The organism is Flavobacterium ginsengisoli, assembly GCF_029625315.1.
Lineage (GTDB): Bacteria > Bacteroidota > Bacteroidia > Flavobacteriales > Flavobacteriaceae > Flavobacterium > Flavobacterium ginsengisoli.
Genome location: NZ_CP121110.1, coordinates 1,343,038 through 1,364,417 on the forward strand (window position 1 = coordinate 1,343,038; position 21,380 = coordinate 1,364,417).

Genomic DNA, 21,380 nt, shown 5'->3' on the forward strand with positions numbered 1-21,380 from the left:
AGCGGTAAAAACAAGACCTAGAAAAGTCTGCTGTTATAATTATTATTTTTTTCATTACGCTGTTTTTTTTAATTAAAAGCTAAACTCTACACCCAAAGAATATGTTCTAAGATTTGGGAAAGCCCCATTATCTACACCTCTTTCAAAAATATTACTGTTTGTAAACTCAGGATCCAATCCTTTATACTTAGTAATCGTAATAATGTTCTGTGCAGATAATGTTAATCTTGCTCTCGAAATACCTGAATCTTTTAAGACACTTTGTGGAAAATTATATCCAAATCCGATGTATTTCAATCTGATAAAATCGCCATTTTCTAAGAAACGGTCTGTATCTCCTCTTGAATTTAAAGTTGATCCTTTTGTAATTCTAGGAAAATCGGTATTTGGATTTTCAGGTGTCCAAGGCTGAATGCCTCTTCTGTAGTTACTATTGTCATCAAAACGATCTACAACACTTCTAAATCCGTCATAAACAGTAGCTCCATGAGAAGCAATCCAGTTCATAGAAAAATCAAAGCCTTTATATTCAGCTCCAGCGTTTAAACCCATTTCAAATTCTGGCCACGGACTTCCAACGATTGTTTTATCTTCATTCGTAATTTGTCCGTCTCCATTGTTATCCTTAAAACGAATATCTCCAGGAACAGCATTTGGCATGATTACTTTTCCGTCAGCATTTTTGTAATTATTAATTTCTTGCTGATTTTGGAATAATCCATCTGTTTGCAATACATACCACATTCCTACTGGCAAACCAGCTCTTGTTACTGTATTTCCTGAGTAGTTTTCATTTTGTCCGTTACCCAATGAAACCAGTTTGTTGTTTATTTTGGTAAAGTTGACAGAAGCGTTAAATGAGAAATCATTGATTTTTTTGCTATAAGCCAATTCCAATTCAAAACCTTTATTTTCTACAGTTGCAGCGTTAGAAATTGGGTTTCCTCCGTCGTTTCCTGTAGTCAATAAAATTGGAAAACCAAATAATACGTCTTCAGTACGAGCAATAAAATAATCTGCTGTAAAACGTAAATCATTATTTAAAACTCCTAAATCCAATCCGAAGTTGGTTTGTTTTAGTTTTTCCCAACGCAATTCAGAATTTGATAATTTTACTTGAGTTGCAGAAGGATATAAAGTCTGGTCTTTTCCTAATACAATTTGTCCAAAATTATTTACGAAGCTTTTGTACTCGTAATTTCCAATATTTCCAGATCCTAATTCTCCATAACTTGCTCTTAATTTTAAATCTTTAATGAATTCTGATTTAAAGAAAGATTCGTTGCTTATTCTCCATCCTGCAGAAATAGAAGGGAAATTTCCCCATTTATTGCCATCACTGAATCTTGAAGATCCGTCACGTCTGATTACGGCATTGAATAAATAACGATTATCATAATTGTATTCTAATCTTCCTAAATACGACGTTAAAGCCGCTTCATTAATAAAACCTCCAACAACTGGCGAATCTCCTTGATTTAAAACTTCATAATATTCTCCAGTTCCAGAATTCATCGGAAGATTTCTTTTTGTTCCGTAAATCTGATTGTAATTGTCTTTTTGATACGTTTGACCAACTAAAACCGTGATATCATGCTTTCCAAATTCTTTCTTGAAAGTCAATGTGTTTTCGAACAATAAAGTTTCTGATCTTCCTTTGTTTTGGTCTGTCTGAGAAGGATCTTGAGGCTGGTTTAAAGTCCAGCTTCCTTTTTTCTCATGTATTTATAAGAATCAAAACTTGTTTCATAACCAAAATTGAAACGGTATTTCAACCAAGGAACAAATTTTAATTCTGACCAAATGTTACCTCTAATTCTAAAGTTTTCGTTTGTTGTGTTAGAAAAATCAGCTAATGCCAAAGGGTTTGTTCCAAAAGTATCGGCAACTCCTTGTTTTCCGTAACCGTATCCGCCTGGATTAGAAGCGTCATAAAGCGGAATTGTAGGTGTCATTCTGTATACATCAATAATTGGATTTCCAGACATTTCATCTGTTTTAGAATTACTAATGGCTAAATTTTCTCCAATGCTGAAAATTCCTTTTGTACCGCTTGAATTTACACGGAATGAAATTCTGTCAAAATCAGTTCCGATAACAGTACCTTGATTTCCAAAATAATTTCCAGACATAAAGAATGAAGAATTCTCACTTCCTCCAGAAAAACTAGCATTATAATCTTGCATCATTCCCGTTTTAAAAACAGCATCTTGCCAATCTGTATTTACAGCCATGTTTAAGTTTTGTCTCGGAAGTCCAGCATTGTCATACGCCATATTGTTGTATTTAGCAAACTCTTCGGTTCCCATTAAATCATAGCGAGGCATAGACGTAAAGTCTGCTTTTTGCTGATACTTCAACCTGAAGCGGTCCTTTTTTACCTTTTTTAGTCGTAATGATAATTACACCATTTGCCGCTCTAGAACCATAGATTGCTGCTGCAGAAGCATCTTTTAAAACCTGAATCGATTCGATATCATTCGGGTTAAAGTCTCTGTTTGCAGAAGTTACCAAACCATCAATTACGTATAATGGGTTTGTATTTTGAAGATTCTTAAGTCCGCGAATTTCAACATTGGCTTCTTGTCCTGGGCGTCCGCCACCTCGAACTTTAACTCCTGTAACCAAGCCTTGAAGTCCGTCTGCAACTGTTGTAACTTGTCTTTTCTGAATTTCGTCTGGTTTAACTAATGCAACAGCTCCTGTAAGGTCTTTTTTCTGTTGCGATCCATAACCTACAACAACTATCTCGTCCAATTTCATGGCATTTTCTTCCATAGTAACATTTACAGAAGTTTTGTTGTTGATTGCAATTTCGATTGTTTTGTAGCCTTGCGAACTAAAAACAAGTGTCTGATTTCCACTGGCGGTAATTTTATAGCTCCCGTCAAAGTCTGTAACGGCACCATTTTGGGATCCTTTTATTAAAACATTCGCAAAAGGAACCGATTCGCCAGTTGCGGTAGTAACTTTTCCCGTAACAGTAATCTGCTGGGCAAAAGCGGACTGCAGTAATAAACTAAAGAAAACCAAGAGGTGATATCTCTTCGTTAAAAAGTGAGTGAACTTTGTTTTCATTGATTTTTGCATTTTAGATAGTTTTATTTCTTTTTGTGGTTTGGTTTAATGAAATATTGCTCTTTTTTTAATCATCTGGAATGCGGACAAAAAAAGAACTAATATTCTTTACTTGTAATAAATTGTTCATTTTGTTTCAAAATTATTAATGGTTAGATTTTTCAAACTTTATTTTATTGATAGTATATTTTTAACCTTAAAATTTTATCAATATCATTTATTTGAAAATTCAAATTAGGGGCTTTTTATTCAAAATAAAATGCTTCATTTGTGTCAATATCTCTCTCAAATGATTCAAATTGTATTAAAAACAGTCCGTTTTCATTCAGATGCAACATTTTGTAGAATATTGAGACGATATGCAGAAATATTGATTTAAGCCTTATAAATAGACCTATGCGTAAATTCTTTCTTTTTTTATGTTTCAGCTTTTTTTCGATAAATTTTTCGAATGCGCAAGATTATTATTTTAAACATTTTCAGGTTGAAGAAGGACTTTCTAACAATACCGTTTTAACCTCCATTCAAGACAATGATGGTTTTATGTGGTTTGGAACCAAAGATGGTCTAAATCGTTTTGATGGCTATCGTTTTAAAACCTACAGAAGCAATGGAGATCCTATACATAGTTTAGGAAGCAATTATATACAATCGCTGCATGAACACAACGGCACGATTTGGGTTGGAACGGACAAAGGTTTGTATCATTACGATAAAAAGCTGGACAACTTTACGATTTTGAACGAAGCCATAAATGATCGTATCAATGACATCAATCACGATCAAAAAGACAACATTTGGTTTGTTTCGGGCAACATTTTGTATAAGTATTCTCCAAAAAAAGAAAGAAACGACCACTTTTAATCCGAACAAATATTTTATTACTACTTCGATAACAAAGGATTATAAAGGCGAAATCTGGGCTTCTTCTTTAAATAAAATCTATCATTATTCTGAAGAAAACCTTTCTTTTGAAAACATTGCTCTAAATCCGCCTGCTGATAAAGCCAATTTTAGAATCACGGTTATTTATGCTGTTGATCGCGAAAACATTGTAATTGGTACGCTCGATCACGGTGTACTCCTATATAATAGAAAAGATAAAACGACAAGCGAACTTAAATTTGGAATTAAAGAACCGGTTTTCGTTCGTCAATTCAGAAAAAAAGGAAACGACGAACTTTGGATTGCGAGCGAATCGGGTGTTTATGTGTATAATCTGAAAACCAAAACGGCTGTAAATCTGAAGAAAAATTACAACGATCCGTATGCGATTTCAGACAATGCGGCCTACTCTATTACTATCGATAAAGAAAACGGAATCTGGATTGGAACATATTTTGGCGGTGTCAATTACCATCAGAAACAGTATACGCAGTTTAAGAAATACTTTCCTCAGAACAATCAAAATTCTATTAGCGGAAGCGCAGTTAGAGAAATTCATAAAGACGATCATGGCGATTTATGGATCGGTACCGAAGATGCTGGCGTGAATCGTTTTAATCCGAAAACACAAAAATTTACATCTTATCCTGTTTCCTATTATAATATTCATGCTTTAATGCCTCGAAAAGACAAAATCTGGGTGGGAACTTTTGAACATGGTTTGGATGTTTTGGATAGAAATTCTGGTGCAGTTTTAAAACATTACAGCGCAAATGACGGGCGAAGCGGACTTCATAGCAATTTTATCTTTTCTTTCTACGAAATGAAAAACAAGGAACTGATTGTCGTAACAACATCGGGGCTTTACCGTTACAATGAACAAGCTGATAATTTTGAAATACTAAAGTTCTTTCCAGAAACGTATCATTATACAAATATGAAGGAAGACAGCGATGGCAATCTTTGGGCAGGAAGTTATCGTGACGGATTGTTATTTTATAATCCGAAAACCAAGAAAAAAGAGGTTTTTACCTATGATTATAAAAATCCGAATGGAATAAGCAATAATACCATCAACGCCATTTTTGAAGACAGTTTTAAGAATCTTTGGATCGCCACCGAAAACGGATTGAATCTCGTAAACAGACAGAATCACACTTTTACCAAATTCACAACCAAAAACGGAATGCCGAGCAATGTTTTCTATTCTATTTTGGAAGACGATTCTAAAAATCTCTGGCTGACAACTTCTAAAGGTTTGGTGAAATTTGGTCCAGATCATAAAACCATCAAGATTTTTACCACCGCAAACGGATTACTGAGCGATCAGTTCAATTACAATTCGGCTTTTAAAGATGCAAACGGCGATATGTATTTTGGAAACCTAAACGGAATGATCAGTTTTAATCCGAAGCACTTTAGCAAAAACAAATACACGCCTTTTATTTACATTACCAATCTACAAATTAATAATAAGGATATTGAGGTTAACAGCCCCGACTCTCCAATTTCGCAATCTATTTCTTTTGTGGACGAATTGGAGCTCAACAACAATCAGTCAACTTTTAATCTGGAATTTGCTTCTTTAAATTATACGGCGCCAGAATTAACAGAATATTGGTTTCAGCTTGAAAACGTCAATAATGATTGGGTTTATTTAGGAAGAAACAACAAAGTTTTCTTTACCGAACTGGCTCCAGGAGATTATGTTTTTAAAGTAAAATCATTGAATAGTTTTGGGGTTTGGAGTAAAGAAATAAAACTTAAAATTACCATTCTGCCTCCGTTTTACGCCAGCACTTATGCTTATATTCTGTACTTTATATTGTGCTGTGCTGGATTTTATTACATTATTCGATATTCTCAAAATCTGACTCAGATTAAGAATAACCGCAAAATAAAGCATCTAAACGACGAAAAAGAAAAAGAAATCTATCAGGCAAAAATTGACTTTTTTACCAATGTAGCACACGAAATCAGAACGCCTCTAACTTTAATAAAAGGCCCGCTAGAAAAGCTTTTGGGAATGAAATACGAATCGGAAGAGGTGCCTCAGCATCTTTCGATTATGAAGAAAAACACTTCGCGCTTATTGAAACTTGTAAATGAATTGCTTGATTTTAGAAAATCGGAAATTGGCGGTTTGAAATTGACTTTCGTTGAAGCGAATGTTTCTTCTATGGTTCGAAATTTTCATTTGAGATTCAGCCAATTAATTGAAGAACGCGGATTGGAATTTGACTTGGAATTGGGCGAAAAAGACATTCATGCTTTTGTAGATAAAGAAGCTTTTAAAAAGATTCTCAGCAATTTGATCAACAATGCGATTAAATATTCGAACAAAAAAGTCTCTATCTCATTGTTCAGAGATGAAAAGAAACTGCATTTGATTGTAAAAAATGACGGAAATATCATTCCGATTCATTTAAAAAACAAAATCTTCGAACCGTTTTTCAGAGTTGATGATAGCAGTACGGCTTCAGGAACTGGAATCGGACTTTCGTTAGCACATTCTCTAGCGCAATTGCACAACGGAAGTTTAGAACTAATTGAAGATGCTAATTACAATATCTTCGAACTGGTTGTTCCGCTGCATCAGGAAGAAGAATTTATGCTTTATGCCGATGCTGAGAAAGAACAGACAGAAAATGAAACGCCAAAAGAACCTATTGAAATCAAAAACGAAAAAGCGCAGGTTTTGGTAGTAGAAGATAATGAAGATCTTTTGAGTTTTATTACGACCGAATTGGCTGGAACATACACGATTCTAAAAGCAGAAAATGGCGAAGAAGCACTGAAAATCATTCATAACGAAAACATTCAACTTGTTATTTCAGATGTGACGATGCCTGTTATGGACGGAATTACGATGTGCAAAAAGATTAAAACGAATCTGGAAACGAGTCATATTCCAGTTATTTTATTGACTGCCAAAAATTCGCTAAAATCTCAAATCGACGGACTTGAAGTTGGTGCAGATGCTTATGTGGCAAAACCTTTTTCTATGGATTATCTGAAAGTTCAAGCCAATAATTTGATCGAAAACCGAAGACAAATCATGAATTATTATGCGAGTTCTCCTCTTTCGCATATTAAAAGCATTGCTCACAATAAAACCGACGAAAAGTTCTTGAAAAAACTCGACGACGAAATTCTTAAAAACATCACCGATCAGGATTTGAGTGTAGAATCGCTTGCCGAAATTATGAATATGAGCCGTTCTACTTTATACCGAAAAATTAAAGACATCACAAACTTGAGTCCGAACGAATTAATCAATATCGTACGATTAAAAAGAGCCGCGGAGCTATTATTAAACGAAAACTACAAAATGTACGAAATCGCAGAAATGGTAGGCTACAAATCGCAAACGAGCTTTGGACGAAATTTCCAGAAGCATTTTAATATGTCGCCAACGGATTATATTCAGAAAAATCGTTGATTATTTAACCGCAAAGTTCGCAAAGAGTTTACGCAAAGCTCACGAAGTTTTTTAAGCTAATATTAAGTCCACAAAGTTTTTCAAGTTCAGCCTTTGTGGACTTAAAATAAAATGCAATAACTAAACTTTGCGTTTCTTTGCGTAAACTCTTTGCGAACTTTGCGGTTAAAAAACTATTTAATTCCATGATGTCCACGCGGCATTTAATAAATTCCCCTACCACATATATTTCAAAATCAATCTTGCATTAAACGGTGTTCCCGCTGTAAAATGAATTTCTTCTACAGGATCGGTTTCATTTGCCAATCTTGATTCGGTTAAGAATTGAGTTTCTTTCCATTTGGTGTTGAAAATATTGTCGATGTTTACACCAATCGAAACTTTCTTAATCTGATAATTCACAGAAAAATCAGTTATGCAATACCCTTTTGCTACAACCGAATTGTCTTCGTTTGCTGGTCTGTCGCCTAAGAAACGAGTTCTTATACTTCCTGAAAAACCTTTTAAACCCTTTACCGAAAGTCCGCTCATCAAAGTGTTTTTTGGAGCAAGCGGTAAATAATCATTTCCTTTTGGTTCGTCAATTGCTCTTGCATGCGTATACGTATAATCTGCATTCCAGAATAACCAATTGGTCAATTGATATCTAATTCCAAAATCAAAACCTTTACGTTCTGTTTTTCCGCTTGGTTCCACAACAGCTTCGTCTCCTACGTACACAAATTCTTGAGCTAGATATAAATACCAAAAAGCCGAATTGACAATCATTCTTGGAAATGGCTTCCAGTTTAAACCTAAATCTGCACCGTATGTTTCTGGAAGAATTTTTTCGCCTTTTTGAGCCACTACCACTCGCGTGTCATTACTGTGAAATCCTTTTCCTAATTTCAAGAAATAATTCAATTTGTCATTCTGAGTATACAAAAAGTTTAGTTTCGGACTCACAATTGCTTTTGTTTGAGTCTGATTGGTATAAGTTGCCGCCAATTGATCTTCGTAACCAAATTTAAAATAATCTAAACGCAAACCTCCGTTTACCAACCATTTTCCAGATGTAAAATCAAGACTTGAATATGTAAATAAATTGGTCTGATTTACCGTTCCTAAACTCAAATACTCTAAAACTGTTTTTCTGTTTAAAGTATGCGATAATTCTACATCTTTATTGTTATCGTTTCGAAGTCCAGCGCCCAATTTAAAACGCCATTGATTGTTTAATTTCTGATCATATTCTGACTGAAAACCTACAATCGTTCTATTTTCTTTCTGTTTGATTTGATCGCCATTTACAGGATCATTTAAGAAAAAAGTAAAATTAGAATACAGTTCAAAATCATATTTGCTTAAATAAGCACTGCTTTTAATATGCGTATTTTCGTCAATTTTTGCATCATATTGCAAATTGAAATTAGTTCTATCGGTATTTCCTCCTTCATTTGAATCGATTGCTCCAAAATGCGAAATAGTTCCGTCGTTTACAGCGCGATCTGGAATCTGTCCGCTAGCATCCCATTGGCTTTTAAAATGCGAAACCGAGATAGCCAAACGATCTCCATTTTCCATTTTAGCATTGTATTTTCCAAATAAATTAATTCGGTTAAAGTTCTGCGGAGCATCGAAATAACCATCAGTCATCATGTATTCTCCCGCAAAATAAGCCGACTGGTTTTCTTTATTCAATAAATTAAACATGGCCACAGTACGAAAAGTATCAAACTGTCCGCCTTCAAAAGAAATAGAGCTATTTTGCAAAGCATTTTTTGTATTAAAGCCAACATATCCAGCAGTTGTAAAATCGCCTTTATCAGCAAAATAAGCACCTTTATCAAAATCAATATTATCAACCGTTTCCGGAATTACAAAATGCAAATCTGAATAACCTTGCCCATGCGCATGCGAAACCATATTTACTGGCATTCCGTCTACAGTAATATTGATATCAGTTCCGTGATCACAGTCAAAACCTCTTAAAAAAATCTGTTCTGCTTTTCCTCCACCAGCATGCTGACCTATGAAAAGTCCTGGAACTTTACGCAATAAATCCTGAGAATTTGAAATAGGCTGAATTTCAAAATCAATTTTAGAAATAGTATTCAGATATTTTAGATTATTGCCAATCTTAACTTCTTCTAGCAAAAACGGCTTTTCTTCTAAAGAAATCGTCAGAAAATCTAAAGAAGTCAGTTTTATTTTTTGAGTAGAGAATCCTTTTTTGGTAATAACCAAACTATCATTTACCTGAACGCCTTTTAAGGTAAACTTTCCGTTTGCATCGCTATGAGCGTGTGTTTTTGAATTTAGGTTTCGAATTAAAACCTCTGATGATGCTTTTCCGTCAGCGTCGTTTACAATACCATTTAAAGATTGAGCATTAATTGCAAAAGAAAAAATAAAGAGGATAAAGGAGAATAAGAACTTCATTGCTATTTTGATAATTATTGGGGTAGTATAAACACAAAAATAGCATAATTAAAAGAATAACCATAAAAAAAGCTCTAAATCAAAAATTTAGAGCTTTTTTATATAGTAAACCTTTTACTTTGAGAAAATTAATCCCATTTATTGGTTTTAGAAACGGCATATTTACCAGCTCCTGTAAAGAACAATGCTAGAGCACCAAACAGATAAAGCCCTAATAATTCTAAAGCATAACCTCCATGATCACTGATAGAGAAAATCTCCTGAGCATGTGCTGTTGCAACTGCTACGATACAAGTTATTGCCAAAAGAACTGCGGCAATTCTAGTTCTAAATCCTAATAAAATGGCAATTGGAGCTAAAACTTCGCCAATATAAACGGCATATCCAAATGCGCCCATGTTTTCTACGAGGAACGAAATTCCGTGAATCAGTTTAGAAACACCGTGAAAAAGCATTAATCCACCAGTACTTAAACGCAATAGCAATAATCCAAGGTCTGTGTTTTTTGAAATCATAAATAATTTTGTTTAGGTTAAAAATTTATATCAATTGGGTTTGTAAGCCGACTAAAATACAAAAATTTCCTATTTTAAAGCAATATTATTTAAAACAATTCCAAATAACCGTTTTTAGGCTATCACAAAGCTTATTTTGAGCTTTAAAACTTAATGGCAATCTTTCCAATTGTTCTTCCAGACTCCAAAAGTTCGTGCGCTTTCTTAAGATTTTCAGCTGAGAGTCCGTTTAAGGTTGTATTTAAAGTTGTTTTCAAAATACCATCATCCAACAAATCTGCCACGATATTTAAGATATTATGCTGTTCTACCATATCTTCTGTTTGGTACATAGATCGGGTGTACATTAATTCCCAAGAAAAAGATACGCTTTTGCTTTTTAGTTTGGTTAATGCAACTGGATCGCTACTTCCGGTAATAGAAGCAATATGTCCTTGCGGTTTTATCAATTCGACCATGGTATCCCAATAAGCATTGGTATCTACGAAATCTAAAATAAAGTCAACATACTCAAAACCAGCGTCTCGAACAGATGAAACCAAATCTTTATGATCTACTACAAAATCTGCTCCTTGCTGTTTGCACCAAGCAATTGTTTCTGGACGCGACGCTGTTGCAATAACAGTTAAACCCGCAATTTTCTTAGCCAATTGAATAGCAATCGAGCCTACTCCTCCTGCTCCACCAATAATTAAAATCGATTTTCCTTTGTCTTTATCTGCCGTAATTCTGATTCTGTCAAATAAAATTTCCCAAGCGGTTAAAGCGGTCAACGGAATTACCGCTGCTTCTTCAATGCTTAACGATTTAGGCTTTCTGCCCACAATTCTTTCGTCAATAATCTGATATTCGGCATTGCTTCCTTGTTTGGTAATATCTCCTGCATAATATACAGGATCTCCAACTTCAAACAAAGTAACATCTTGTCCGACTGCCTGAACGATTCCGACAGCATCCCAGCCAATGATTTTTGGAGTTTCAAGAACAGTATCTTTCGCGCTATTCTGGCGAATTTTAAAATCGACTGGATTTACTGAAATCGCATCAATTTTAACTAATAAATCGTGTGGCCCTGGAATTGGTTTTACGGCTTCAAATTCGATAAAACTTTCTGGGTTTTCTATGGGTAATGATGTTTTAAATCCTATTGCTTTCATTTCTTTTTAATATTTAAATTAAAACTATACTACAAATATAAGACGAGTTGAAATCTCTTAATTGGTATATATTGAGTGTATATTTGTATATTTTTTTCAAAGAGGCTAAGGTTCTAAGTTGCTAAGAGGCTAAGTTTTTTAAGCAGGTTTTATTGAATGCCTGCTAAGAAATTAAACATATAGTCCTAATATCTTCGCGACTATGTATTTAAATAAAGCCTTAAATTTGCTAAAAATACTACACTATGAATATACGAAAAGCCGAAAAATCAGACTCAAAATATATTGCTCCTATATTATTATTAGCAATGGAAGACATTATCTATAAATTTATTGCAAAGGAAGATTACGCTGTAGCGAAAGATTTTCTGCAACATTTTGTCGAAAGTGAAAACAATCAGTATTCTTATCAAAACTGTTTTGTGGCAGAAGAGAATAACGAAATCATTGGTGCAGTAAATATTTATAATGGTGGAGATATTGAGGAATTGCGCGCGCCGATAATCGAATACGTTCGCAAACACTACAATCCTGACTTTGATCCAGAATTGGAAACCCGTGCTGGAGAATATTATATTGATTCTTTAGGCGTGAATCCGAAATATCAGGGAAAAGGAATTGGTTCTCAATTATTGCAATTTTTGATTGATAAATACGTTCATAAAAATAAAGAGGTTTTAGGTCTCCTGGTTGAAGAGGACAATCCGAGTGCTAAAAAACTGTATTTAAAGCTTGGTTTTAAAGTAGTTGGAAACAAAACTTTGGTTAAGAAGAACCTAGAACATCTTCAAATCAAAAATTAATTATAGAATGAAAAACATCACAATATTAGAAGCTGGTTTAATTTTAAGAATAGTTTTAGGAATTACAATGCTTTCGGCCGTAGCAGACCGATTTGGAGTTTGGGGCGCACCGGGATCTAACGCAGTCGCCTGGGGAAATTGGGAAAACTTTGTTATCTACACACAAACCCTAAATTCTTTTGCCAACAGAGCCACAGCAGAAGTTCTTGCAGGAGTTGCCACTTTCTTTGAAGTTTTACTGAGTCTTCTACTATTATTTGGTTTCAAAACCAGACTTGCCGCTTTAGGAACTACCATTTTAATGTTCTTTTTTGCTTTTGCCATGTCGGTTTCCGTTTCTGTAAAAGCGCCTCTTGATTATTCTGTTTGGACAAGTTGTGCGGCAGCTTTACTATTGGCTAATATTGGAAAAACGTCTTACGCTGTTGACAATAGAATATAGCTTTTTGAGTTGATGGTTTTTGGTTGATAGTTGATGGGTTAAAAACTTTTCCTAACAACCAAAAACTATCAACTATCAACCAAAAAATCAATTCACATCTTTTTTCGGAAATAAATTCGTTTTGGAAATTGATCTTCTATGCTTTCCTCCAAATCAAATTCTTCGTAATTCAATAATCGTAATATGTCGATTAAAGCGGTATCTACGGCAAAAGCTTTCACCCAGATTAAATCATGTTTTCGCTGGTAAGCAATTTCTTCGGCACGTTTAATAAGCGCTTTTAAATCTTCTTCATCAAAATAAATAATCTCACTTAGATTAATTGCTTTTGACGCTCCTAGATTTTCGTTTAATATTCTCGACGAATCCAATTTTAAATAAGATTGTGGTGCTTCACCAAGATATGCCATTAGAATTTCGATCGAAAAATCATTCTGAATTCGAAACAATTCTTTTTGAGAAAGATGCTCGCTCTGCATATTTTTCTCCCAAATCTTTTTCCCTAAATAAATTGGTATAAAACTGAACGGCTTTGTCTTCCATCCAAGAGACATTATCATTAATAATGACAACAAATTTTGCAATTCTACTCATTTCTTTTCCTTTTAATAAAAGAGCAAAGTTGTACCGATTATAGGTCCGAAAAAAGAGCGATACGGCTTCAAAATTGTACAAAATGTCGGAAACCCTATTTTAATCGTTTTGTTTTTTCCGATATTCTAAAGGCGAAATTCCTTCGTAGTTTTTAAAGAATCTTCCAAAAGCAGATTGATCAGTAAAATGGAGCAAATCGCTTATCTGATTGATGGACATTTTTTTATGCCGCAATAAAACTTTAGCTTCCAGAATCACCATTTCGCTAATCCAGTCACTCGCAGTCTTTCCGCTGTGTTTTTTAATGACTTCAGACAAATATTTTCGGCTTACATTTAGTTTATCAGCATAATGTTGTACCGTTCTAAAATTCAAAAAATCCTTAAATAGCAGTTCTTTAAACTGTTCGAATAAAGGATTGTGCGTTTCTATAATGCTCTTTTGTTCCTGAATAGCATCAATTTCATAAATTAAAATATACAGATAACTTCTCAAAATAGAAGCTTGATTCTTGTATCTGTTTTCTGATGCTTCTTTAATTAAATTAAAAATGCGTTCAAATTTATTTTCATCTGTTTTTGCAAGTTGAGACAAATGACTATGATGGTTTTCAAAGAAATCATATTGGGCAAGAAAAAACACATTTGTCTGATTTTCGAGAAAAAAATGCGGCTTAAAAAATATAATATCAATTAAAATTTCGTCATCGTTTTTAGAAAAACTCCTAATTACAGATGGTCCCAAAGTAATAAGAGCTGGAGCATGAACGACTTTTTTTTCGAGTCCCGTCTGCATGATTATGCTTCCTTTTCTCAGAAATTCAATTGCATAACTTTCTGCACGATAAGGTTCGCTAATATATGGATGCTCGCTTGTCTGAATATAGAAATACTCTTTCTGATCTGCATTAGAAAACAAACTCTTATGATGCGTTAAGGAATAAGTGAGGATTTTATTCTTCAAGACTCTTTTTTTGGTAATCATTGTTTTTTCAAATATACCTTTTTTTAGTTTGCAGTCGCAGTTTTTAGTCTCAGTCGCAGTCTCAGTTTGCGGTCTTTGCAGTAAGAACAGGTGTCTTTGTAAAAGTTTGAAACTTTGACAAAGCTTCTCTACTCTAAAGCTAACTGAGACTGAAAACTAAAAAACTGAACACTGAGACTGAGACTGAAAACTAAAAAAATTTTTAAGGTATATTTAAGGTCATAAAGCTGTTTCTAACAAATTTGTATTCGTAAATTAGCAAATACAAAAACATATCTTAAATGACAATACTTACCTTTACGCTTATAATGATTCTAGGAGCTTTTTTAGCTGGTTTTATCGGTTCATTATCAGGCTTGGGCGGAGGAATTATCATCATTCCGCTTCTCACAATTATTCTCGGTGTCGATATTCATTATGCCATTGGAGCTGCTTTAGTCTCTGTTATCGCCACTTCTTCAGGTTCTGCTCGCAGCTTATGTAAAAGAAGGAATCACCAACATGCGAATGGGAATTTTTCTCGAAATCGCCACTACAATTGGAGCGGTTTGCGGAGCCTTGCTTTCGACTATTGCCCCTACTTCTTTTATAGCCGTTTTGTTTGGTTTAACGCTGATTTTCTCTGCTATTAATTCTCTTCGAAAAAAAGAAGAACATATCGTACTAGAATCTAGTCCGCTGGCTAAAAAGCTAAAATTAGAAGGAACTTATCCTACTCACGACGGCGAAGTTGTAAAATACGGAACCAAAAATGTTATTGGCGGTTTTAGTATGATGGGTGTTGCCGGAATGATGTCTGGATTGCTCGGAATTGGTTCTGGTGCTTTTAAAGTAATTGCAATGGACAATATTATGCGTGTTCCTTTTAAAGTTTCTACCACAACTAGTAATTTTATGATGGGTGTTACGGCAATGGCGAGTTCTGTAATTTATATTCAGAAAGGATATATTGAACCCGGAATCTGTATGCCAGTTGTAATTGGAGTTTTGTTTGGAGCTATGGCTGGAGCCAAAATATTGGTACGAACAAATCCGAAGAAATTGAGAATATTTTTTGCCTGCTTAATTTTTGTTTTGGCAATCAATATGATTTATAACGGACTAAATGGAAAAATCTAATATGGTACAGGAAGAAAAATTTGGAGAAAAAGATTTTCAGACAATTATAGGAAACTTGCTTCGTTACGGAGTTTGGATTTCGTTATCTGTAGCCTTCATTGGCGGAATCGTTTATTTGATTCATAACGGAAATCAGATTGAGGATTATTCTGTTTTTAAAGAAAATGATCGCAATATATTTGAAGTAATCGCCACAATTTACAATGGAGCAATTCAAGGAAACGGAGAATCATTAATATTTACAGGAATTATTTTCTTGTTTATGACACCTGTTTTACGTGTGCTCGCTTTCGTTATTTTCGTTTTTATTGGAAAAAGATTACTTATACGTTGGCATTACATTAATTGTAATACTGATTATCATTATCAGTATATCCTTTGGTTTCTCACATTAAAAAAATTGTAGAATTTAGATTTAAGATTGTAGAATTTGGAATTTAAATATTGAAATTTAAAAATATGGAAATAGGAATAGACAGTTTTGCTTCGGCAATGTATGGCGATAACAATACTCTGAGCAGTGTTGATGCTATGGAACAGCTACTACAGCGAATTGAATTTGCAGATCAGGCTGGTCTAGATGTCTTCGGAATTGGAGAACATCATAAAAAAGAGTTTTTAGATTCTGCTACGGTTGTTATTTTGAGTGCGGCGGCGGCAAGAACAAAAAATATTCGACTGGCAAGCGCTGTTTCTGTTTTAAGTGCTGCAGATCCTGTAAGAGTTTATCAGAGTTTTGCGACTTTAGATTTAATTTCAAAGGGAAGAGCCGAAATTGTAGTTGGTCGTGGTTCTTCTATTGAAGCTTATCCCCTTTTTGGATTTAATCTGAATGATTATGATAAGCTATTTAGCGAAAAACTAGACTTGCTTTTACAGATTCGGGACAACGAGTTTGTAAACTGGGAAGGGAAATTTCGTCCTGCCATAAATAATTTACCTGTTTATCCTAGAGCAATACAAGAGAAATTGCCTATCTGGCTTGGAGTTGGCGGTACTCCAGAATCTTTTATAAGAGCTGGATCACTTGGGCTTCCGTTAATGGTTGCTGTTATTGGCGGACAAACACATCGTTTTAAACCTTTAGTTGATTTATATCGTGAAGCAGGAAAAGCTGCGGGTTATAAACCAAATGAATTAAAAGTCGGTTTGCATTCGCCTGGCTATGTGGGCACTACAACAGAAAAAGCAATTGAAGAATACTATCCTGGTTATGCCGAATTATGGACTAAATTAGGATATGAAAGAGGCTGGCCACCTGTAACAAAAGGCAAATTTGATGGTTTAATTGATGATCTAGGCGTTTTAATTGCTGGAGGTCCAGAAAGAGTCGCAGAGAAAATCCTTCGTCATAGTGAGGCACTTGGAGGCGTAGATCGATTTACTTTCCAAATGGATAATGCTGGATTAACGCATAAACAATTAATGAATGCGATTGAATTGATTGGCACAAAATTGATTCCTTTGATTAAGAAGGGATAGTTTTTTTGCCACAGATTGCACAGATTAAAAGGATTTTTTCTTTTTATTCCTTATTTTATAGATTGCTATTGTTATTAAAATTTGTGAAATTTTCACGCAGATTTAAAATGATTTTGGTACATGAAGCAAATCATTATTTATGAATTAAAAAATCTGCACGATCTGCAAAATCTGCGAGAAAAGATGGTTTTACTAATAGAATTTTAAAATCTCTCCAATAATTAAGTAGCGTCCAGCTTCAGCTGGATGGAAAATATAGCAAAATCTAAAAGGCTTTAGCCAAACATCACTAGTTTGGCTAAAGCCTTTTTTTAAATCTTTATTTGTTGCCTCCAGTTAAAACTGGAGGCAATTCAAAGGAATTACACTTCTAAGAACCTTTGTACTTAGAAGCTTAGTATCTTAGCATCTTAAAAAAAAGCATCGCCAATTAAGACGATGCTTTTGTTATGATTTGCAATTTTTCAACGATAACAAACCAATTTAGAATTTATAAGTAAGACCAACTCTAAAGTTTCGTCCTGGTTCTGCCTGCCAATAGTAAGCTTGTAACCACTCATAATAAGAACCACTGTATAGATATTTGTCTAGGATATTAAATACATTTGCTGTTACTTTAATTTTTCCAATTTCGTAAGATAGTCCTCCATCTAACTTAAAGTAAGTAGGCAATCTTTCAAGACCTTCACCCCAAGTATCTGTTTGGCGTCCATCAAGGAATGTACCGCCTATAGAAGCTCCAAATCCTTTTAATTTACCATTTTGAATAGTATAATTTAGCCATGCATTCGCAGTATGTTTTGAATAACCAGGAACAATATCACCTTTTTCAATACCTTCCACATTAGATTTTGTTACAATAGATTCTGTAAAAGCATAATTTGCAATAAGATTAAGACCATCAAATATTTTTCCTCTTAAATCAAACTCAAACCCTTGCGCTCTTTTTTCTCCCAATACAATTTTTGTCGGATTCGACGGAGTACTTAAAGGATCACTAGTTAATTCATTCTTTTTCAAAATATTATAAACAGACAAAGTAGTATTCCAAGAACCGTCAAACCAATCTTTTTTGATACCAAATTCAACGTTATTACCTGTTAATGGCTTCAACTCACCATCTCTAACAACACCAGATTGCGGTGTAAAAGCTTGATCGTATAACCCGTAAACAGCAAAATCATTAGTGATAGAATAGCTTACTCCAAAACGTGGTGTAATATGACTATCTTCTTGTGGGTCGTCATAGTCGCTAGTCTGTTTAATCCATGTATATCTTGCTCGCAAGTGTTACTCTCAGCTTATTTTCAAAAAATCCAAGTTCATCCTGAATATATCCTGCCGCATATTTTGATCCATAAAGTCCTCCTGCTCTTTGGCTTAAAGGTGTATCGTGATCAAATTGCGGAAAACTATTCGAAGGAGTTCCATAATTAGGGTTATAAATGTTAAAAGGATTATCAACAGTATCAAGATCATGAGACTGTCCCCAATCTGCCATATAATCTTTGTCACCTAAATCTACACCTCCCAAAACTTTATGAGAAATGGCTCCTGTATTAAATTTTCCATTCACGAAAATTTGTCCCAAAAACATATTACTATCTGCATCCCAAATACCCACATTTCTAATAATATCTCCGTTACCAATGTCTCCATTTGCAGTTGTTGCTGGCCCTACAGCAGATGGCCAAGAACTATATCCTTGTTGAATATATTTGAAATAAGAAGTCTGAGCTGTCAATTTCCAGTTTTCGTCAAATTTATGTTCAAATTGCAAATAACCACTGTGATCTTGAATATTAGTATCTGGCAAACCTGGTGCCGTCATGGTAAAATCACGTGGCAAAGTAGCATAACCACCTGCTTTAGGTCCAAAAACATAGTAAGAACCAACTTCTGTCATGTTTGCATATTGAAAATTATACTCAAAAGTCAATTTTGTTTTATCATCAAATTGATATGAAATAACTGGCGCAATAACATAACGGTCATTGTGCTCAAACGGACGATGAGATCCTTTCTTTTGTGTCTGCTCCATTAAATCTATAAAGCAATTTTCCTTTTTTATCTAATTTTCCATCAAGATCGACACTCACTCTATAAAAATCGTAGCTTCCGCCAAGAACGCTTACCTCGCCTTTTGTAACTCCTGTCGGTTTTTTAGTTACCACATTATACAATCCGCTTGGATCTCCGCTTGAAAGCATGAATCCTGCTGGACCTTTTACAAACTCAATATGATCTACAAAACTCATATCTTCAGTTAATGGTCCCCAGAAAGAAGAAACTACATTAAATCCGTTTCTAAAAGCTTGAATTTGAGAACCTCTCATTGTAATATTGGTATACAAATCTCCCCAATGCTCCAAACGTACAGCACCACTCACATTTCGGATTACACCGTCGCTCATACTTGTAATTTGTTGGTCTTTTAAGGTTTGACCGCTTACAATTTGTATGTTTTGAGGAATTTCTAAAACTGGCGTTTGAAGACGTAATGACAATGAAGGCTTATCTTGCTTGTATTTATTCTTTTTAATCACCACTTCATCAAGATCTTCCTGGCTTTCTGAAAGAGAAAAATTCTTAGTTGTTACTTGTTTTGAATTAACTACGATTTTATCCTCAATAGGCTGAATTCCTACTCCATTTAATACGATAGTATAAGTTCCTGGTTTTACATTTTTAATTTCGTAATGTCCTGAAACAGTCGTAATATCTGAATATTTTGTTCCTTTTAAAGCTACAGCAATATTTTCTGCAGGTTTATTGCCACTCAAAGAAACTTTCCCGTTTACAGTTCCAAGCTGTTGCGCCATCATATTTAATGAGCTCAAAAGCAGTACGAAAAAGTAAACTTTTGGATTAAAAATTATTTTCATTTGGTTTTGATTTTAAATTGAGCGACAAAAGTATGTGCTAATCTCAACTTTTCCAAATTATTTTTATCCATTCTAAATAAATACAACAAAATAAAGTAGATCAGTAGAAATAATTCTATAAACTCTAATTCTCAGTTATTTCCTGATAATCTTAATCTGCATTAAGAAGGAAACCAAAATCTATTTCTATCTTTATATTTCGAAATTTCAAAACCAAAAACAAATAACTTCCTGATATGAAATCAAATACAATAAGAAAAGTTGCCATTGTAGGCTATAACAGAATTCCTTTTGCAAGAGCTAATACAGCCTATTCTAATGTGGGAAATAAAGAAATGATGACCGCTGCACTCAATGGTCTTATTGATAAATACAATCTAAAAGGAAAATTATTAGGCGAAGTTGCGGGAGGTGCAGTAATTAAACATACTTATGACAACAATTTGATTCGAGAATGCGTCATGCAAACCAGTCTAGATCCTGCAACACCTGCATGTGATTTGCAGCAGGCTTGCGATACCGGAATTGAAAGTGCTATTTATATTGCCAATAAAATTGCGCTTGGACAAATTGATTCTGGAATTGCTGGAGGTGTAGATTCCATCAGTGATATGCCGATTGCTGTAAGCGAAAAACTTAGAAAAATATTGTTAGAAGCCAGACAAGCAAAGTCTTTGGGTGAGAAAATCAAAACGTTTTTAAAACTTCGTCCAAAAGATCTTAGTCCATTGGTTCCTAAAAATGAGGAATCGCAAACTGGACTCTCTATGGGCGGACATACTGAGATTACAGCAAAATATTATAAAATTTCGCGTGAAGACCAAGATGAGTTTGCTTTAAGAAGTCATTTGAATATGGCAAAAGCTTATGATGAAGGCTTTTTTGATGATATGATTACACCTTTCAACGGATTGGATAAAGACAATAATCTTAGAAGAGACAGTACAATTGAAAAATTAGCGAAATTAAGACCAGCCTTTGATAAAATAAATGGTACTTTGACCGCCGGAAATTCAACACCTTTAACAGATGGAGCTTCTTGCATTCTTCTCGCTAACGAAGAATGGGCAAAAGAGCAAGGACTTCCTATTTTAGCTTACATAACTTTTGCAGAAATTGCGAGCAATTGAATACGTTAAAAATCAACAGAATCTACTATTGGCACCTTTATTTGCAGCTTCAAGAATGTTAGAAAAAGCGGAATTAAACCTGCAAGATTTTGATTATTACGAAATTCACGAAGCTTTTGTCGCTCAGACTTTAGCAACTTTAAAAATTTGGGAAAGTCCTGAATTAAGTGCCGAAATTGGCTTAAAGAAAACGTTAGGCGCAATAGATCAAAATAAATTGAACGTAAAAGGAAGCGACTTAGCAGCCGCTCACCCATTTGCCGCAACTGGCGGAAGAATTATTGGCGTAATGGCCAAATTATTGAACGAAAAAGGTTCAGGAAGAGGCTTAATTTCTATTTGTGCTGCAGGCGGTCAAGGAGTTACCATGATAATCGAAAAATAATTTTTTAAAAATATTTCAATTCAATTTTATAAATCTGCTGAATCTACTAAATCTGCAG

General features: G+C 34.4%; 18 protein-coding genes and 2 pseudogenes. 8 read left to right on the plus strand and 12 right to left on the minus strand.

Going from position 1 to position 21,380, the window contains the following annotated elements; translation table 11 throughout:
• Positions 1 to 72 precede the first annotated feature (72 nt).
• The 3 genes from P5P87_RS06110 to P5P87_RS06120 are packed head-to-tail and all read right to left on the minus strand — an operon-like array spanning position 73 to position 3,078.
• Positions 73 to 1,638, minus strand: coding sequence for a SusC/RagA family TonB-linked outer membrane protein (locus P5P87_RS06110; protein ID WP_278021935.1), 1,566 nt, complete (start codon positions 1,636 to 1,638; stop codon positions 73 to 75).
• Between the two features lie 56 nt (positions 1,639 to 1,694).
• Positions 1,695 to 2,360 (minus strand): SusC/RagA family TonB-linked outer membrane protein, encoded by a 666-nt coding sequence (locus P5P87_RS06115; protein WP_278021936.1) that lies wholly within the window; start codon positions 2,358 to 2,360, stop codon positions 1,695 to 1,697.
• Positions 2,314 to 3,078 carry a TonB-dependent receptor plug domain-containing protein gene (locus P5P87_RS06120; RefSeq protein WP_278021937.1) on the minus strand — a complete coding sequence of 255 codons (765 nt, stop codon included), beginning with the start codon at positions 3,076 to 3,078 and terminating at the stop codon, positions 2,314 to 2,316. The genes P5P87_RS06115 and P5P87_RS06120 overlap by 47 nt, the downstream gene beginning before the upstream one ends.
• Positions 3,079 to 3,474: 396 nt before the next feature.
• On the opposite strand from P5P87_RS06120, the gene P5P87_RS06125 reads away from it, so the two are divergent.
• Complete coding sequence (locus tag P5P87_RS06125) at positions 3,475 to 3,942, plus strand: ligand-binding sensor domain-containing protein (RefSeq protein ID WP_278021938.1); 468 nt, start codon at positions 3,475 to 3,477, stop codon at positions 3,940 to 3,942.
• Positions 3,845 to 7,405, plus strand: coding sequence for a hybrid sensor histidine kinase/response regulator transcription factor (locus P5P87_RS06130; protein WP_278021939.1), 3,561 nt, complete (start codon positions 3,845 to 3,847; stop codon positions 7,403 to 7,405). Before P5P87_RS06125 ends, P5P87_RS06130 begins: the two co-directional genes overlap by 98 nt.
• A 216-nt stretch (positions 7,406 to 7,621) precedes the next feature.
• Here the strand turns inward: P5P87_RS06130 and P5P87_RS06135 are convergent, their stop codons facing one another.
• From P5P87_RS06135 to P5P87_RS06145, 3 genes are all read right to left on the minus strand, one after another.
• On the minus strand, positions 7,622 to 9,826 hold the full coding sequence (locus P5P87_RS06135; RefSeq protein ID WP_278021940.1) for a TonB-dependent receptor: 2,205 nt from the start codon (positions 9,824 to 9,826) through the stop codon (positions 7,622 to 7,624).
• A gap of 128 nt (positions 9,827 to 9,954) precedes the next feature.
• Entirely contained in the window at positions 9,955 to 10,341 is a 387-nt protein-coding gene (locus P5P87_RS06140; RefSeq protein WP_278021941.1) for a DoxX family protein, read from the minus strand.
• A 143-nt stretch (positions 10,342 to 10,484) separates the two neighbouring features.
• Positions 10,485 to 11,498, minus strand: a complete 1,014-nt coding sequence (locus tag P5P87_RS06145) for a zinc-binding alcohol dehydrogenase family protein (RefSeq protein WP_278021942.1) — start codon at positions 11,496 to 11,498, stop codon at positions 10,485 to 10,487.
• A gap of 245 nt (positions 11,499 to 11,743) precedes the next feature.
• Between P5P87_RS06145 and P5P87_RS06150 the strand changes: the two genes are divergently transcribed.
• Both P5P87_RS06150 and P5P87_RS06155 read left to right on the plus strand, forming a co-directional pair.
• Entirely contained in the window at positions 11,744 to 12,301 is a 558-nt protein-coding gene (locus P5P87_RS06150) for a GNAT family N-acetyltransferase (RefSeq protein ID WP_278021943.1), read from the plus strand.
• 7 nt (positions 12,302 to 12,308) lie between these two features.
• Complete coding sequence (locus tag P5P87_RS06155; RefSeq protein WP_198855971.1) at positions 12,309 to 12,743, plus strand: DoxX family membrane protein; 435 nt, start codon at positions 12,309 to 12,311, stop codon at positions 12,741 to 12,743.
• A gap of 92 nt (positions 12,744 to 12,835) precedes the next feature.
• Here P5P87_RS06155 and P5P87_RS06160 read toward each other — a convergent pair whose 3' ends face one another.
• The 3 genes from P5P87_RS06160 to P5P87_RS06170 form a co-directional block, all read right to left on the minus strand.
• Positions 12,836 to 13,222, minus strand: a complete 387-nt coding sequence (locus tag P5P87_RS06160; protein WP_278021944.1) for a hypothetical protein — start codon at positions 13,220 to 13,222, stop codon at positions 12,836 to 12,838.
• Positions 13,173 to 13,337, minus strand: coding sequence for a hypothetical protein (locus P5P87_RS06165; protein ID WP_278021945.1), 165 nt, complete (start codon positions 13,335 to 13,337; stop codon positions 13,173 to 13,175). The genes P5P87_RS06160 and P5P87_RS06165 overlap by 50 nt, the downstream gene beginning before the upstream one ends.
• 99 nt (positions 13,338 to 13,436) lie before the next feature.
• A complete protein-coding gene (locus tag P5P87_RS06170) occupies positions 13,437 to 14,300 on the minus strand; it encodes a helix-turn-helix domain-containing protein (protein WP_278021946.1) in 864 nt (287 codons plus the stop codon).
• A gap of 302 nt (positions 14,301 to 14,602) precedes the next feature.
• Here P5P87_RS06170 and P5P87_RS06175 point away from each other — a divergent pair.
• From P5P87_RS06175 to P5P87_RS06190, 3 genes and pseudogenes are all read left to right on the plus strand, one after another.
• Positions 14,603 to 15,440, plus strand: a pseudogene (locus P5P87_RS06175) (sulfite exporter TauE/SafE family protein).
• Entirely contained in the window at positions 15,427 to 15,846 is a 420-nt protein-coding gene (locus tag P5P87_RS26090) for a DUF1634 domain-containing protein (protein ID WP_422854088.1), read from the plus strand. Before P5P87_RS06175 ends, P5P87_RS26090 begins: the two are co-directional and overlap by 14 nt.
• A gap of 53 nt (positions 15,847 to 15,899) precedes the next feature.
• Complete coding sequence (locus tag P5P87_RS06190; RefSeq protein ID WP_278021947.1) at positions 15,900 to 16,922, plus strand: LLM class flavin-dependent oxidoreductase; 1,023 nt, start codon at positions 15,900 to 15,902, stop codon at positions 16,920 to 16,922.
• 483 nt (positions 16,923 to 17,405) lie between these two features.
• Here the strand turns inward: P5P87_RS06190 and P5P87_RS06195 are convergent, their stop codons facing one another.
• From P5P87_RS06195 to P5P87_RS06205, 3 genes are read right to left on the minus strand one after another with little or no spacing between them, the layout of a single operon-like run.
• Positions 17,406 to 18,209 carry a TonB-dependent siderophore receptor gene (locus tag P5P87_RS06195; protein ID WP_278021948.1) on the minus strand — a complete coding sequence of 268 codons (804 nt, stop codon included), beginning with the start codon at positions 18,207 to 18,209 and terminating at the stop codon, positions 17,406 to 17,408.
• A complete protein-coding gene (locus P5P87_RS06200; protein WP_278021949.1) occupies positions 18,184 to 18,963 on the minus strand; it encodes a TonB-dependent siderophore receptor in 780 nt (259 codons plus the stop codon). The genes P5P87_RS06195 and P5P87_RS06200 overlap by 26 nt, the downstream gene beginning before the upstream one ends.
• The gene (locus P5P87_RS06205) at positions 18,923 to 19,807 is read right to left on the minus strand and encodes a carboxypeptidase-like regulatory domain-containing protein (protein ID WP_278021950.1); all 885 of its coding nucleotides are present in this window, start codon (positions 19,805 to 19,807) and stop codon (positions 18,923 to 18,925) included. The genes P5P87_RS06200 and P5P87_RS06205 overlap by 41 nt, the downstream gene beginning before the upstream one ends.
• A gap of 236 nt (positions 19,808 to 20,043) precedes the next feature.
• Between P5P87_RS06205 and P5P87_RS06210 the strand changes: the two are divergent.
• Positions 20,044 to 21,322 (plus strand): annotated as a pseudogene (locus P5P87_RS06210) (acetyl-CoA C-acetyltransferase).
• Positions 21,323 to 21,380: the final 58 nt, after the last annotated feature.